A 14,733-nucleotide genomic window follows, 5' to 3' on the forward strand; every position below is an offset into this window, starting at 1 on the left:
TTTGTATCTCGTCGCATGCACGTCACTGGATACGAACTCTACGAAGTTCCCCCTCGTTGGGTCTTTCTCAAGATCGAAACTAGTACTGGCCTCATAGGGTGGGGAGAACCAGTTGTTGAAGGCTATGCAAAGACTACGATGGCTGCTGTTGAAGAGCTTATAGACAACTATCTAATCGGGAAAGATCCGCTCGAAATCGAACGTCACTGGCAAGCAATGTACCGTGGGCGCCACTTCCGAGGAGGGCCTATTTTAATGAGTGCTATTTCTGGTATCGATCAGGCACTCTGGGACATCAAGGGGAAACACTATAACGCACCGATTTATGACCTCCTCGGGGGACGAGCTCGGGATCGGATCAAGGTATACGATTGGATTGGTGGAGAAACTCCCTCCGAGATACGGTCTTCTGCGGCTGATGCTATCGAAAATGGCTATACAATACTGAAGATGGCTGCAGTCTCTCAGATGAATTGGATTGATTCACCAGAAGTCGTCGAGGTCGCTCGTCAACGCCTTGCTGCCGTGCGCGATGAAGTCGGTCCGGGTGTCGATATTGCCGTCGATTTCCGTGGCCGAGTAAGAAAAGCGATGACAAAATGGCTCGCATCAGAGCTGGATCCATATGATCCGATGCTCTATGAAGAGCCATTGCTACCGGAGCATTTCGATATGTTGGCAGAGGTCAGAAACTACACGAAGACACCACTGGCATCGGGTGAACGGCTGTACTCTCGGTGGGATTTCAAGCAGTTGCTCGAGAGAGATCTTGTCGATGTTATTCAACCAGACCCTTCTCACGCGGGGGGTATTACCGAAACGAAAAAGATCGCCAATGCTGCAGAAGCAGTCGATGTCGGCGTTGCTCTGCATTGCCCACTAGGCCCAATCGCGTTTGCTACTGGCATTCAACTCGATACAGCGATTCCGAATGCGTTTGCTCAAGCCCAGTATCTCGAAGTTCACGAGCCAACTGACAACGATCTTCTAAATTACCTTCGTGATCCAACCGTATTTGGATTCGAGAACGGCTACGTCACACCCTTGGAGGAACCTGGGCTTGGTATCGAAATCGATGAAGAATATGTCCAAGAGCAGAGTGAACTACAAATAAACTGGCAAACGCCGATCTGGTATCACGAAGACGGAAGTGTCGGTGAATGGTAGTCTAAAATCCGACCATATTCTATTTCAATCTTATTTTAGATGAAATCAAGCTGATAGCCATGAGCTGATGAGAAGACTATACTATATCGGAGTGAAATTTTTCGGAATCGGGGAACATTTTTAGGGGTACGAATTGTGTGGTGACTATATGAGACACACCACCGAACCACCCAAGAAGGACACTCCGGTGAAAGCAACGGCCACCAGTCTTCAATTGTTAGAGGTACTAATGGAGCTGGAGGGAGCGACCATCTCAGAACTCGATGATCACGTAGATCTCTCGAAGAGTACCATCCACAATCACCTCGAAACACTCGAGATTCTCGGGTTTATCGTGAAAGATGGATGGGTGTACCGAGTCAGCCAGCAAACTTCAAAACTAGGAGCACATGCAAGAAGGCAAAATCCCCTATTTGAACACGGACGAGACGAAGTTCGTCGGCTTGCTAAGGTGTCCGGTCTCGTCGCGAACATCGTTGTACTAGAGAACAACCACGCGATCTGTGTCTATACTGCAACCGGCAAGCAGGATCACGACGAAGTGGTCTACGTTGGCGAAAAGTTGCCACTCCATTGCACTGCAGCTGGGAAAGCACTACTATCGACATTCGACGAGGAGGAAGCCGAGGCACTACTTGACCAGATCGATTATCCAGAGTACACGGATAACACGCTAACCTCGATGGATTCATTACTCGATGAACTTCAGTCCATTCGCTCGAAGGGCCTCGCTTTTGATAGACAAGAATGGAAGCCAAACCTTCGGTCAATTGGAACAGCGCTTACTGGACCAGAAGATGAATTATTGGGCGCTATCTCGGTCATAAGCAATGCACAGTCTATGACGGGAAAGCGATTCCAACAGGATGTGCCCGGTCTCGTCATCAGTTCATCGAACGCTATTTACAATACTATCCGGTCAGAGGAATAGACTATATATTATTCGGCTATGGCGAACTTTTTCCTTAAGGAAACAGCCATCCTACCTCCAAACGACAAGTTAGACACTGATGTGACCAGGAGATTTGTCACTTATTACACTCATGCTCTTGTAACCATATTTTCTTGGTTTGAAGAAGCCCTCGGGATGAGCCACAGAACGATCTGTTTAGAACCTATTTACACCTGTACACTCGTAATAATCTCAGGGCAAATCGATACGTTTGTTTCACAGTTAGTTTACACTCTCCACCGCTTTCGCCGTCTGAAGCGCCAATGAGCCCGTTTCCAGTATTACACACGCTGGTTCCGTAGAAAGAGTATACAGCATCGTGTTTAGTTAAGCGAATTCCACCAGACGACGAAGGCTTGGAACCACGTTTCGGCGGTCGTCGACTCGACGTGGCTAAAGCTATTGCTAGACAAGGGGTTCGATGTTTTATCTCCTAAAATACATATTTGACAGCGTTTCGATTTCCGTGTTGAACGAGACGAAATCGGAGTCCTACTCGTTGTAGTGCAGTCGCTAGATGCTGGGCGTGATTGACGAGAAACATGGCGTCAACGACATCGTGTTTCTCACGAAGTTCTCGGAGAAACTATTGTGTTAGTACCGCTGTAGTAGTCGCAAAGATCCTTACATGCATGAATTCGTTCGAATGAGGATCGACGGCAGCGTACAGCCAGAACTGCTGACCATTGATTCGGATCATCGTCTTGTCGAGCGCGGCGTGATCCGGACTCGCACCGCTGGCGGGCTGTAGATCAGCCTGTGCACCCAGTTGTGGACAGCCTTTCGAGACTGTTTGATACCAAACCTCTCTGGTTTAGAGATGGTATCTGAAAGAAATAATTCTACAAGATGGGACCGAATACTCAGTTCAATCAGCCGGCGCAGTGTCCGCTCTCGCTCCACAAAGTCTAATTCGATTCAGTCGCTACAACCACCGGGGCGAGCGATTTTTCGCCATGACTAGCTGAAAATCACTCCACCTCATCCTTCATCCATAACTAAACACGACCGTTAGACCTGGCCGAGGAGTTTTGAGAGTCACTCGGTGGTGGGTTGTGCTTGGCTTATGGAATACTATATTTAACAGAGCACTCAATCCACAGGGTTGGTTTCATACTTAGTGCATAACACCCCTCACTCGGAGCAGCTATAGAATCACAATTTTCGCTCGAGGACGTGCGCTAACTGCTCCTCAAGTTCGGCGGCCTGCAAGACCTTGATCTCGCTCTCGGCCTGCTCTTCCAGAGAAGCCGTTTCCTCGGGCAGATCCTGCACGACAAGTAAGCCGTTCCAGCCATCGCCAAAGTACTCCTCATCGTCCTCGCTTCCGAAGACGAAGTCGTCGTTACACCGCAGGAAGGCGAGGTACTCGAGTGTCTCTTTGATCCCCGTTCGAATCGTCTTCATGTTTGCACTGTTTTTGACCTCCGTAATCAGGTACTCTCGTTCGGAGGACCCTTCAGGCCGAATCTCGAGGACGATTAGATCCGGTCGACCGGTGTGGGTCTCGAAATTCCGTTCCGGGAAGTAATTGTCTGCGACGGTCCGAGCCACGGTTTGGACCCTGTCACTCCGACTGAGATGGGTTTTCGTCGTATCGGGTTCCGGGATGAACGAGAGGTTTCGATCGCTTGCTGATCGGTCGTGATAGAGAACCAGCTCACCGTCGCCCTCCATCCGGGCGATCTCTTGAGTGCCCGACGTGATCGTCTTGAATTCGAAGCGGCCGTCCTGGAGCTGCTCGAGCGTCCCGATGAACCGGAAGAGGACGAACAGTTCGAACAGCGTGTCCTCGTCATCGGGCGTGATTGCGGTCTCGTCGAGCAATCGCCGGAGCTGGTCGGGGTTGCCGTCGAATAGCTGCTGGCGTGTCTGCAAGAGTGCTGCAGCCTCTCGATACAGTGGCTCGCGGGATTGGGCAGCCTCGTCGAGCATCCGCTCGGTCGGTTCGTACGGGCGGAGGTCCTTGATCCGTCGCACGTGGACGTTGCGCTCGACGATCCGCTGGAGGCTGGTCTGCCAGGGGCCCGTTCCACGTACTCCGGACCCATTCGTAGTCACCGCGGAGATACTCGTCGGCTTCTCGAAGCGTCTCATAGACGACTGCGAGGACTTTCTTCAGTACCAGGTTCTCTCCATTGTCGTAGTCCTCAGTCCGGTTATCACAGACGAACAGCGACGTGTCGGCAGGGTTCTCGGAGTAGCGCTGCTTGAGTGTCGCTCCCCAGTTGATTCTGCCGTCGACAGTGCCACGCCGCGTTCGAGAGACAGTCCGCGTCTCGGTTGTGATCTTGCGGATGCGTTTGGGCAGTTGTTCGACGAACTCGATGACCTTCGGGAGCAGTACGAAGTGCAGATCGAGGAGGAGTTCATACTCCTCGAAACGCTCGTCGAGTCCCTGTGGTTTGAGCGAGCGGGCGAGTTCCTCTTCGGGGAGGACGCCGTGCATGACATAGGCGAGGACGTCCTCGGTGAGCTGGTCCAGCAGGTCTTCTCTATTCACCGGTCGTGATCTGGACGTGGAGCATGTCTCGAGCTGTTCGATCGAGTTCCGCGGTGTTGGTGTGGCGGACGTCAGCGATTTCCTAGATGATTCGTTCTTATTTCGGTACCCACCTCGAACTGAACTGCGGAAGATGAAGCTGATCACGACCTGAATGAGGTGTGTTCGACCGGATACCGGATGTTGAGCGATGTATGAGTTACTTCAAAACTACTATAAAAGGTCTGAAATATCGTCATCTTCATAATGTCGGGGCCGATATTTGAATCGGATATGAGTGGGATGATTTATCATGGACTCTGATACGTGTGAGTATGTAACTGAAATAACGAAACAGGGAAATTGGCACGGAACTCATCCACCCAAATTTCCCAAGTGGAGATGCCCACACCAACCATTAGGACTAGACGCTGAAAAACAATATTGCGTCTTTCATATTGATCCTGACAAGTTGCCGGATGAGGTCGACGAATTGAAAGCATTACGCCAAGCTCTCAACGACGCTGGCAACAGTCCACGCGATGACCGACCGGAGCATCGAGGGCAGTTCGTTGGCGCAAAGTTTGGAGCAATCCACCTCTTTGGCTTTCCTATTGAGGCGACTGAGGACTATGACATCAGATTCGACCACGCCCGATTCCACGGAGAGAACGCTGATCTCCGGTTCGTAGGCACGAAATTTGCCACTTCCGGACAGTACCCGGTATCGTTCTACGGAGCAAAATTCATCACCGAGGGAGACTGCGACATATTGTTCGACGGCGCGAACTTCATTACGAAGGGAGACGGCGACGTATTGTTCGAAGACGCGGAGTTCATCACTGAAGGCGACGGTGACGTGCGGTTCAAGGACGTAGAGTTCGCCACCGAGGGCAACGGTGACGTGCGGTTCAAGGACGCGGAATTCATCACCAGGGGTGACGGTGATGTGCGGTTCGAGGACGCGGAATTTGATGGCAATACCTTCTTCGAGGATGTAGATTTTGATGCAACATCACGGTTCGTTGTCTCGCAGATTGAGAGGACTGCGATGCTGTCGTTTGAGGGCGCCGACTTCTACGAGCCTTTCTTTTTTAACGTAAGTAACGATATCCAAGATATTTGTGGCGACCTCGATTTCTCCTACGCTACATTCCACGATGAGGTTGATTTCCGTAGTGACGATGACCGGTCAACCTCTCACTCCTCTCCGGCTGGACAATGTCCAACGTTCAGCTTCAACTCCGCCGATTCCGTCGATTTTAGCAATACAAAGTTTATCAAGAGTGTTGACTTCAGCGATGCAAATTTTCCGGCTGACACTACATTTGATGGGGCACGACTGTCAGGTGCGAATTTCGTTGAGGCAGATCTATCGGGTGCGTCACTCGAACGGGCCCAACTTAATCGCGCGGAACTGTTAGGAACGAAGCTGGTCGGTGCGAAACTCTACGGGGCGTTGCTCGGAAACGCCCGCATCGACCGTGAAACGAGAATCTGGCCTGAAGCACAGTCACTCCGGAGGATCAGCGGGTTCGGCAAGTCTCCGGTAGATGGCGGTGTCTGGCGGCGGTTGCGAGCAGGTTGGCGGGGCGGCCGTGTCCCGTATTGCTGTTATGACCCGCGCTACTGGGGCCCATCTGGAACCGCTTGCGATTCGGAGAGGGATATGCAAGAACGACTTGAGAAAGCCGCGGAAATGTACGGGACCGTCGAAACAGTGGCCCGTGACAACAGCCTCCCGAGGCTAGCGAGTGAGTGTTTTCTCGGCCGAAAGGATGTTCAACTCCGACAGTACTGGCTGAAGGACGATGACGAGGAGCGCCAGTGGTTAATGACAATTCAGTCGTTCATTCCGAGTCTGGTGGCACGATACGGCGAGAGTCCATGGCGCGTGCTTGGGACTGGGACATTCATCGTCTTGGTCTGTGGGTTGGCATACTGGGCGTTTGAGTTGATCGAACGAACAGGAGAGACCGGGGGTTCCGCGACATTACTGGAAAGTATCTATTTTAGTTCGCTAACGTTCACGACGCTCGGCTATGGCGATTTCAGGCCGGTCAACAGAGCCGGCCAGTTTCTCGCCGTCGCTGAGACGGCGATGGGCGTAATTCTGCTCGCCATATTGGTTTTTGTGTTCGGCCGACGAGCAACACGGTGAGGAGTGATGGCCAGCACTAGGGGCGAAGCTCCGTCGCTGGCATCTGTTTCCATGTAACAGGTGAATCGGATTTCGATCAGGTAGGTTTATTTTCTGAGTACATCCTCGTATACAGCAAGGGTCTTGCGGGAGAACAATGCTTTATGACAGCCTAACATCTCCGTTCGTGCACTCCCCGAATCAGCAGTGTCCGGCAACGTTGAAGCCGCCTCGCTCGCCGTGACATCCGACTAGAGCGGGGATCGGCTCGATACTCAGGGTAATCACTTCAGAAGAGGATGTGCGCGACGTCTAACAGCCCGGAATGATCGACGCCAGAGATCGGACAGGTGTGATCGAATCTCGCGAGCACGAACTCTCGAAACTCCGAGTCGATGGCCCGTGTTTCGACTGTCGTCTCGTAGGTGGCCGCGGTCATCGAATCGCCTGAATTTGATAGGGTCGACGCAGCGGTGTCGGTCCAGCTCTCGATAGCGTCGTCGGTGAACCGTCGCCCCGCATCGGCGAGCGAGTATTGATCGCCGTCTTTCCAAACGAGTTCGAGGGTTCGCAGCCAGTTCACGCACTGGGGTGCCATGTTCAGGCTCTCGGGATTCCACCCCAGTGCAGAATGCGTGTTGAATTGCTGCCGGCCGATTCTTCGATCGTCATGGGACCGGTCGAGAGTGCATATAATAGGCTTCGTAACCCGATATTCCGTCGGCACATGATTTCGAGAAATGCCTCGGTCGAACGAACCCGCTGTACCGTTCGCCCTCAGGACCGAACGTCCAGATTCCATCATTGGTTGCGAGAAATCCGACGTCTTCGAGGTACTCGACGCGGCGCATGATCGAGTTCTGGCTCGAGACACGGGCGAATCGGCTGCGATTCCAGTCGACAAGTTTGTCAGTCGTCGGTCAATGTTCGCCGACGTATTCGATGATCGAATCGAGCGTCTCGACGTAGTTCGTTGCGCCGCCGAACATCGGAACGATTGACCGAAGCCGTTCTGGTGGCATCGATGGCCCACAATGATCGTCGGTTCATTTCGTCCTTTTGGTAGATCGCTGGAAAAGAGGGGAAATTCAACCGACGTAGAAGACCGACCGATACTGCATCACGATTGAGATGATTCGATCACCTCCAAAATAAAGTACCTACTGTACGAATTGACGATAAGAGATTACGTGCGTTCGATCGTAGAGTGGAGGATGACATGACCGATATTGTAGGTTGTCCAGTAGAGACGTGTTCGTTCGAAGGACCGGTGTCAGAGGTAGTCGACCACATAATGGAGAGTGACGATGATACACACACGTGGGAGACGCTCGGTCACGAAGACGCCGAAGAGTTCTGTCACACGATTCACCTTGAGGAAGGTCGACGATTACAGGACGAAGCGAAGGAGGCGAGAAACCTCGGCGAATTCGACGTAGCGATTGAGAAACTGGAGGGAGCACTCCAGCATTTCCAGCGGATGAAACTATTTTCGGCAGAAACTTCGTCCATCGAAAACCGCTGCCGAGAGGTACTGAGAACGATCGACGAGATCGAAACCGACGAACAGGTGCAGGTGATTGATGATCTCGTCGATGAAGCCGAGAACGCTATCGACGACGGTGACGAGGCGCACTTCGATGGTGACACTGAGGCTGCAGCACAGGCGTACGAAACGGCGATCGGCGCGTTAGAGGAAGCTCGAACGCTGGCGATCGAACTGGTACCTGATAGGGTGGCACAGATCGATCGAGAACTGAGCAGCGTTCGAGTAAGGCAACAGAGCCTCGACCTATCCGCGTCTCATCGGACGATCCGCGAGTTCGTGGCTGAAGCCCGCGATCACGCGGCAGCGGGCAACCGTGCGTTCCAGAACTCGGAGTACGAGGCTGCGTTAAAGGAGTACGAAGACGCGAGGGATCGGTACGAATCGCTTGCTGACGTTCTCCAGGAGTTCTCGTTCGACGAACCGACGGCTGACCCGGCACCGTCTAGTTAGCGCAGTTTGAGAAGTGAGCAGGTCGTAGAGTTAGTTTGGATCAATGCTCGCAGACCTGCTCAGCGAGAGCTACGCGGCGGAATTTGATGAATGTTGGGAGCGTGAGCGGACGGCGACGCCCGTCAGGGCGTTCGCCGTCCGGCTCCACGCGACCGGTTGTTCGCTTCGAGAGACACAAGCAATTCTTTGCTCACTCGGCGTTGAACGCTCTCATCAAGCAATCTGGCACTGGGTACATCGGCTGGCTGACAGCGTACCAGACCCGCCGACGGCGCAGCCGTCGCGGGTCGCGGTTGATGAAACCGCTGTCAGGATTAACGGCAACCGATCTTGGATGTACGCTGCAATAGACCTCGACACAAAACTCATCCTCGATGTCGCGCTCTTTGGACGGCGAGGCACCGATCCAGCTGCTGCGTTTCTGCATGGACTCGCTGAGAAACACGATCTCTCTGACGCTGAGTTTCTCGTCGATGGTGCTGGCTATCTGACTGCCCTCCATCAATTAGGATTGAGCGGTCACCTCGACTATGTCGATCGAAACCACATCGAAAAGTGGTTTCACACCCTCAAAATGCGGGTCGACCGCTTCCATAACTCGTGGGTGGGCAGTCGGGCGAGCGTCAGAGAGTGGCTTGAGAAGTTCGTACACTACTACAACACACAGCGACCGCATCAGTCACTCAACGGACAGACGCCAGTGGAGGTGCTAAACTAGACGGTGACTTGATCGGGATGTGAAGAATGTCTACGAGGAACTCAGTCGGCTCGCCCAGCTGGGCATCATCTTCTTCGAGGAAGACGGCCAGAGTAAGCGCCCTGTCGTGTGGTTCGGCGAACTCATCATTAACCTCCCGTTCGATCCAGAGGCTGGCGACACGGCTGCTGCCGCGCCGTGACATCCCCCCTGAGGACACTCCCGAATTCGCGGTCCATATTTTCCGTTCGCTGGTTGATCGGCCAGCCTACTCAGCAGCTGCGACGCGAATCTTTCAGCCCAAGAATCTTCAACCGACTCGAGAAACTGATTCGGTACTTCACGCATTAGCCGGATCACCGTACACCGCTGCTCAAGCACTGCAGCAACTCGCCGGCGAAACCGAACACCGAGAGCTCCGACCGGACGAACTCCGCTATGCGCTGGGAACACTCGAGCCTAAGCAGTTGCTTTCAGATCTCTCACCGGCAGTTGGCCGAATCGTCCACACGCTTCTCACAGCCGAAAGTCGACTATCACAGTGTGAACTTGCCGATCAAGCGGACGTCTCGCCACGGATGGTCCGGAACTACCAGGATCGACTCGAGGCACTCGACCTCATCCGTGCCGACGAGAGTGGGTATCGGCTGGCATTGTCGTTCCAGACAGCTACTGAACGCCGTGATTCCGTTATTCCGGCTGCCCTCGAGGAAAACCAAATACTGCTCGATATAGTCGATTCACTCTTTGAAATGTTCCTCCCGCCAGATCGCTACGGCGATCCCAATGATCCGCTTGGAAGTGCGCTGCTGGCCACCGGATCCGTTGTGATTACTCAATCGTCCAACTATTGGTCCCTGGCTTCGGGTTGCTGCTGCGCTCACACCGATAGATTGCCTTGGGAGCAAGCGGGTCCTCAAGTTAGGCTCACCGCTCAGGCAGCAATCGCTTTGTCGTACAACTTCGTAGCAGTTGGATCCCGTTCGATCTCCAATCTGCCACCACACTCAGTTAACCAACACGACCTCGTCTACTGTCCCTGTTTGTTGGTTAATCAGGTAATCTCATGATCGGTACAGATGTGCCATGTATAGGTCAAACACACTCCGTTCGAAGAGGAAGCGGAATTGTGCTGTTCACATGCGAGCCCTTCTTCTACTCAGGGAACGATCATTTACAGCTAGTCATAATGGCCTCGAAGCAACATACAGAGAAGGTCCGCATTATATGCGTAGAGTGCTCCTTTTCGAGGGTGGTTACTACCAAAGGAGACAAATCTGCCGAAGTGATTAGGGAACACGGCCAGGAAACAGGCCACAAGCTCACTGCTGAGCAACTTGACGACGTTGAGTGAGCACTTATCACGTAGCGATTCAACTAATCCAGATTCAGAACCACAACTGAATCACGGAATCGTACTGCCTTCTACTGCTAGGAGAGCGTGCTCTGGTCTACGGTCTGAATCAAGATCGCTGCTGAAGCCGCATCGGAAGACCGTCTTTCGCCTGAATCGTGATTGCCGGATCGAGCGTAACCGTTGAATCCCCTTTCGTCCACTCCGGGCTCCACTGCTGCCCAATCGTCGCTAACACTACCATCGCTTCCAGCCGAGCAAACTCCCGACCGATACACGTTCGACGACCACCACCGAACGGAATGTACGCGAAGTCGTGGCGCTCCTCGATAGACTGCTGTTGCCACCGCTCGGGTCGGAACGAGAGCGGATCATCGTAGAAACGCTCGTCGCGATGAGCCGCGATCACTGACAGGTGAACCTCCTCGTTTGCTGGAAGGCAATAGCCGTCGATCTCGATCTCCCGTGTTGTCTGCCGAGGGATCGTGTGTACCGGTGGATACAACCGTAACGTCTCAGTCACGATACGACGTGTGAGGTCCAATTCACCAATTGTCTCCTGAGACGGCGGTTCACCACCTAGTACAGCCTCAAGTTCATCGTGAAAGGCGTCCCGAAGAGCCGGATTCTTCGCCAGTGCGTACCAAGCGAAGCCAAGTGTTGCAGCAGTCGTTTCGTATCCGGCGAACAGCATCGTAACCATTTGGCCTTCGACTTCTTCCTTGCTCAGATGGCCCTGTTTTTGAGCGTCCTGAAGTTTCGAGAGTACCGTTTCGTTCTCCAGATCCGAAGCGGTACTTTGCTCGGCTTCAGCTTCGTACTTCGCGAGAAGACGTTGAGTTTCCTCACGAAGCCGTTCCGAGGATTGGTTGAACGTACGCCGTGCCGGTGTTGGAATCCAATTTGGGAGGAGCCACGACGTCGATACAAACCACTTGTTGAGACCATCCGAGGCAGCACGAAGATCCGCACCCTCTCCAGGGGCTAGGTCACGTCCAAAGAGCGTCGCAAAGAGAATTTCGAAGGTGAGATCTTGCATCTCTGATTCGAGGTCACGAACCTCACCTGCTTCCCAGGTACCGATCCGTCGCTGCGTTGCTTCGACCATCTTGTCGGCATAGCCGTCAATTCGGTCTCCATGGAACAGCGGTTGGAGGACGTTCCGTTGTCTGCGCCACTGATCGCCCTCCGTCGACAGCAGCCCGTTCCCAAACGCCCGCTGATAGTCTGCAGTCTTCCCAAATGAATCGACATCGGTGACGAGGGCCTGCCGAAAGTGCTCGGGGTGGGCGAGGACGCAAATCTCGGCACTCGGGAATGTCATTCGATAGCAATCACCGCATTCGTCTGTCGCACGGTCAATAAGAGCGAACGGATCTCGAGCAAAATCGAGAGCGTGACCGAGGATTGGATGACCAGAAGGACTCGGAGGGAGTTCAGATTGAGGTGTCATGATAGTTCGTTCGCCGAGCGGTTGGTAAATTCATTGGGAGTTCGATTCCTGCGTAATGGAAGCAGTTTCAGTCACACGAGAGGGGTCCATCGGGTCGACAGATTGCTCACGGTAGCGTTCGTACTTTTTCGTAGCCCATTCGACCAACTCATCGTTTGAACTGACGATCATGGCGACATGGTTCCCGTCACCGACTTCATTGTATGCACCAATCGCCACCTTCCGATCATCGTAGAGTCCAATCCCAAGTGTTAGTGAATCCTCGAGGCAACGCAGTGTGTAGTTATCACGCTTTGAATTATCCAGCAGATAGTGGAGATCTTCGTTCTGAGCAATTCGTTCGTAAACGGTGCTATCAACAATCGGCTCCACCGCCAGCCCTAGTCTGGTACTTTGATAATACGTTTTGAACAGGGTTGGTTGAAATACGGAGGTTAGGATACGGAAATGGCGGGTGCGAAAATCACGGAGTTTGAGAGCTGCCTCAACCACGAGACCCGGAGAGGCGGGTTTAGAGAAGACAAGTTCTGCATCTGTGAGCGCGTGTGTAGGGAAATTCGCGAACTCTGTCGAGAGGCGTTGTAGAAATGGTGCTTTGGCGATTACCTGTTCGCTTTGCTTGAGTAGCTTCTGGTACGCAAATAGGGCCTCCTCACCCCTTGTTGTGAGACGATACCCCTTTGGACAGGATTCGCACCATCCGTACTCCTCGAAGGTTTGAAACGTACGCCAAATCGTTGCACGACCCGGTGAATCAGCGCTCGCGTTCGCAAGCTTATGGGGTCCTCTCGGGCCTGTTCTGAGCGACCGAAGGAATCGGAGTGGTCGAGGTGATCGAGAAAGGAACGCGAGCTGTTCTCGAGTAATTGTCTCGAGACAGTCTTCAACCAATTCAAGAGCGAACTTTCCGCTATAGGTGAGGACATAGTGATTGTCTGCGTTTGAATTGACAAAGGCACACTCCTGGAATTCAGTGATATACTCAGACGCTGTTTTACGGGATACCAGCCCGCGATCCGCTATCATCGAGGGAGTTACTGGCTCGTTATCGATTATCTGTAAAATATCAAATCGGGCTGAATCAATGTATTTGATTATGTTTTCACGGATAACATCTTGGCTTCCAGTTATTGGATTTGTAACGACTTGCTCTTCGCATTCCTCATTTTCCTGCATCATATTCAACAATTTAAGCGATATTCTGAAAATTTCTTTTTTGACGGGTACTATTGAAAGTAGCGATGAGGGCGGACTTCGCCTTGCTTTTGACTGAGGATTTGAGATAGTGACTATGTCGGTAGTGGAGGGTGCTCGTGGCGTAGTAGAACTTACTCGACCGGTAAATGCGATCGTCGCCGGAGTTCTAACCTTTACTGGAGCGTTTGTGGCCCACGGAAGCGATGTTGTCGGTAGCGCAGAACCCGTTCTTACCGCAATCCTTGTCACTGTTCTGGCTACGGCCGCAGGAAACACCATCAACGATTATTTTGACATCGAGACGGACCAGATCAACAATCCCGACCGGCCGATTCCTCGAGGGGCAGTTTCCCCAAGGACTGCTCTCGTCTCGAGCATTGTTCTGTTTGTCGCAGCCAGCGCACTGGCACTTGTCCTACCGTTGCTCGCCACCGCGATTGCTCTCCTGAATATTGCCCTTCTCATCGCATATACGGAGATTTTCAAAGGACTGCCAGGAGTGGGGAATGCAGTAGTGGCGTATCTTGGTGGGAGTGCATTTCTCTTGGGAGGCGCAGCAGTCGGAGATATCGCCGCCCCTGGTATCCTGTTTTTGCTAGCAGTGTTGGCGACCTTCAGCCGTGAAGTGATCAAAGACGTCGAGGACATAGAGGGGGACCAGCGAGAAGAGATTACCACCCTTCCCCTCGTTATCGGAGAGAAACACTCGCTCACTCTCAGTGCAGTTTTTCTCTGCGTTATGGTCGTTATTACGCCGGTTCCCTATTTGCTGGGTGTACTGGGAGTAATCTACCTCGTTCTCATGATCCCGGCGAATGGCGCGATACTGTATGCTGGGTACCTTAGTTTTGATGACCCCAAAGCAGGGCAGTCCATCCTGAAATACGGAACATTCCTCACAGCTGCGGCCTTCATCGTCGGCCGCGCGACTATGATTTCCTAACCCTCTCGATTATAGGATTACTAATCAAATTTCTTACCTGTGTTTCACGGGAGGTAACAGTGTAACCTCCGGTGAAATGATAACCCTCGCGGAGAGACGAACGTAGTGGGAAGGCGACAAGCAAGGCTCGAGAACGTTACAGCGTCGAAAGGGAAGAACCCTAAGCAATTCTTTCCTTTCGGCCAAAGTATAATAAGCGTTGTCCCGAGACCAGCGGCAGCACTGTCTCGATCGATGGGAGGCGGGTGCTGCGTGAACAGTCACGTGGACGAACGCGACAAGCTTTGGTACGACGGTACCGGCCGTCAGCGTTCAATTCGGATGCATGAATGTACACCAATCCATTACA

General features: G+C 52.8%; 9 protein-coding genes and 3 pseudogenes. 7 read left to right on the top strand and 5 right to left on the bottom strand.

Annotated features, from left to right (window positions below; translation table 11 throughout):
• Nucleotides 1-15 precede the first annotated feature (15 nt).
• A complete protein-coding gene (gene dgoD / locus NATOC_RS06045) occupies nt 16-1,167 on the top strand; it encodes a galactonate dehydratase (RefSeq protein ID WP_015320549.1) in 1,152 nt (383 codons plus the stop codon).
• Nucleotides 1,168-1,315: 148 nt separating this feature from the next.
• Nucleotides 1,316-2,098, top strand: a complete 783-nt coding sequence (locus tag NATOC_RS06050; RefSeq protein WP_015320550.1) for an IclR family transcriptional regulator — start codon at nt 1,316-1,318, stop codon at nt 2,096-2,098.
• 344 nt (nt 2,099-2,442) lie between these two features.
• Here the strand turns inward: NATOC_RS06050 and NATOC_RS21015 are convergent.
• Together NATOC_RS21015 and NATOC_RS06055 are read right to left on the bottom strand one after the other, a co-directional pair.
• Nucleotides 2,443-3,037, bottom strand: a pseudogene (locus NATOC_RS21015) (IS6 family transposase).
• 237 nt (nt 3,038-3,274) lie between these two features.
• Nucleotides 3,275-4,622: pseudogene (locus NATOC_RS06055) on the bottom strand (hypothetical protein).
• 451 nt (nt 4,623-5,073) lie between these two features.
• Between NATOC_RS06055 and NATOC_RS06060 the strand changes: the two are divergent.
• Nucleotides 5,074-6,762, top strand: a complete 1,689-nt coding sequence (locus tag NATOC_RS06060) for an ion channel (RefSeq protein ID WP_049888680.1) — start codon at nt 5,074-5,076, stop codon at nt 6,760-6,762.
• Nucleotides 6,763-7,030: 268 nt separating this feature from the next.
• Here the strand turns inward: NATOC_RS06060 and NATOC_RS06065 are convergent, their stop codons facing one another.
• Nucleotides 7,031-7,339 carry a hypothetical protein gene (locus NATOC_RS06065; RefSeq protein ID WP_049888681.1) on the bottom strand — a complete coding sequence of 103 codons (309 nt, stop codon included), beginning with the start codon at nt 7,337-7,339 and terminating at the stop codon, nt 7,031-7,033.
• A 621-nt stretch (nt 7,340-7,960) separates the two neighbouring features.
• Here NATOC_RS06065 and NATOC_RS06070 point away from each other — a divergent pair.
• The 3 genes and pseudogenes from NATOC_RS06070 to NATOC_RS06080 all read left to right on the top strand — a co-directional run.
• Nucleotides 7,961-8,740, top strand: coding sequence for a hypothetical protein (locus tag NATOC_RS06070; protein ID WP_157224594.1), 780 nt, complete (start codon nt 7,961-7,963; stop codon nt 8,738-8,740).
• A gap of 43 nt (nt 8,741-8,783) precedes the next feature.
• Nucleotides 8,784-9,458, top strand: coding sequence for an IS6 family transposase (locus tag NATOC_RS21020; RefSeq protein ID WP_015320552.1), 675 nt, complete (start codon nt 8,784-8,786; stop codon nt 9,456-9,458).
• Nucleotides 9,459-9,465: 7 nt separating this feature from the next.
• A pseudogene (locus NATOC_RS06080) lies at nt 9,466-9,639 on the top strand (HVO_A0114 family putative DNA-binding protein); the annotation flags it as partial.
• Nucleotides 9,640-10,900: 1,261 nt separating this feature from the next.
• On the opposite strand, the gene NATOC_RS06085 reads toward NATOC_RS06080, so the two are convergent.
• A complete protein-coding gene (locus NATOC_RS06085) occupies nt 10,901-12,244 on the bottom strand; it encodes a cytochrome P450 (protein WP_015320554.1) in 1,344 nt (447 codons plus the stop codon).
• 30 nt (nt 12,245-12,274) lie between these two features.
• Nucleotides 12,275-13,423: a helix-turn-helix transcriptional regulator gene (locus NATOC_RS22680; RefSeq protein WP_015320555.1), complete on the bottom strand. Its 1,149-nt coding sequence runs from the start codon at nt 13,421-13,423 to the stop codon at nt 12,275-12,277.
• A gap of 112 nt (nt 13,424-13,535) precedes the next feature.
• On the opposite strand from NATOC_RS22680, the gene NATOC_RS06095 reads away from it, so the two are divergent.
• Nucleotides 13,536-14,384: a geranylgeranylglycerol-phosphate geranylgeranyltransferase gene (locus NATOC_RS06095; protein WP_015320556.1), complete on the top strand. Its 849-nt coding sequence runs from the start codon at nt 13,536-13,538 to the stop codon at nt 14,382-14,384.
• Nucleotides 14,385-14,733: the final 349 nt, after the last annotated feature.

Origin of the sequence: Natronococcus occultus SP4 (assembly GCF_000328685.1) — an archaeon.
Lineage (GTDB): Archaea > Halobacteriota > Halobacteria > Halobacteriales > Natrialbaceae > Natronococcus > Natronococcus occultus.

Excerpts from the sequence above, each read along its gene's own strand:
- dgoD (WP_015320549.1), top strand. The coding sequence starts at position 16 with ATGCACGTCACTGGATACGAACTCTACGAAGTTCCCCCTCGTTGGGTC.
- NATOC_RS06050 (WP_015320550.1), top strand. The coding sequence starts at position 1,316 with ATGAGACACACCACCGAACCACCCAAGAAGGACACTCCGGTGAAAGCA.
- NATOC_RS06065 (WP_049888681.1), bottom strand. The coding sequence starts at position 7,339 with ATGGCACCCCAGTGCGTGAACTGGCTGCGAACCCTCGAACTCGTTTGG.
- NATOC_RS06070 (WP_157224594.1), top strand. The coding sequence starts at position 7,961 with ATGACCGATATTGTAGGTTGTCCAGTAGAGACGTGTTCGTTCGAAGGA.
- NATOC_RS21020 (WP_015320552.1), top strand. The coding sequence starts at position 8,784 with ATGCTCGCAGACCTGCTCAGCGAGAGCTACGCGGCGGAATTTGATGAA.
- NATOC_RS06085 (WP_015320554.1), bottom strand. The coding sequence starts at position 12,244 with ATGACACCTCAATCTGAACTCCCTCCGAGTCCTTCTGGTCATCCAATC.
- NATOC_RS22680 (WP_015320555.1), bottom strand. The coding sequence starts at position 13,423 with ATGATGCAGGAAAATGAGGAATGCGAAGAGCAAGTCGTTACAAATCCA.
- NATOC_RS06095 (WP_015320556.1), top strand. The coding sequence starts at position 13,536 with ATGTCGGTAGTGGAGGGTGCTCGTGGCGTAGTAGAACTTACTCGACCG.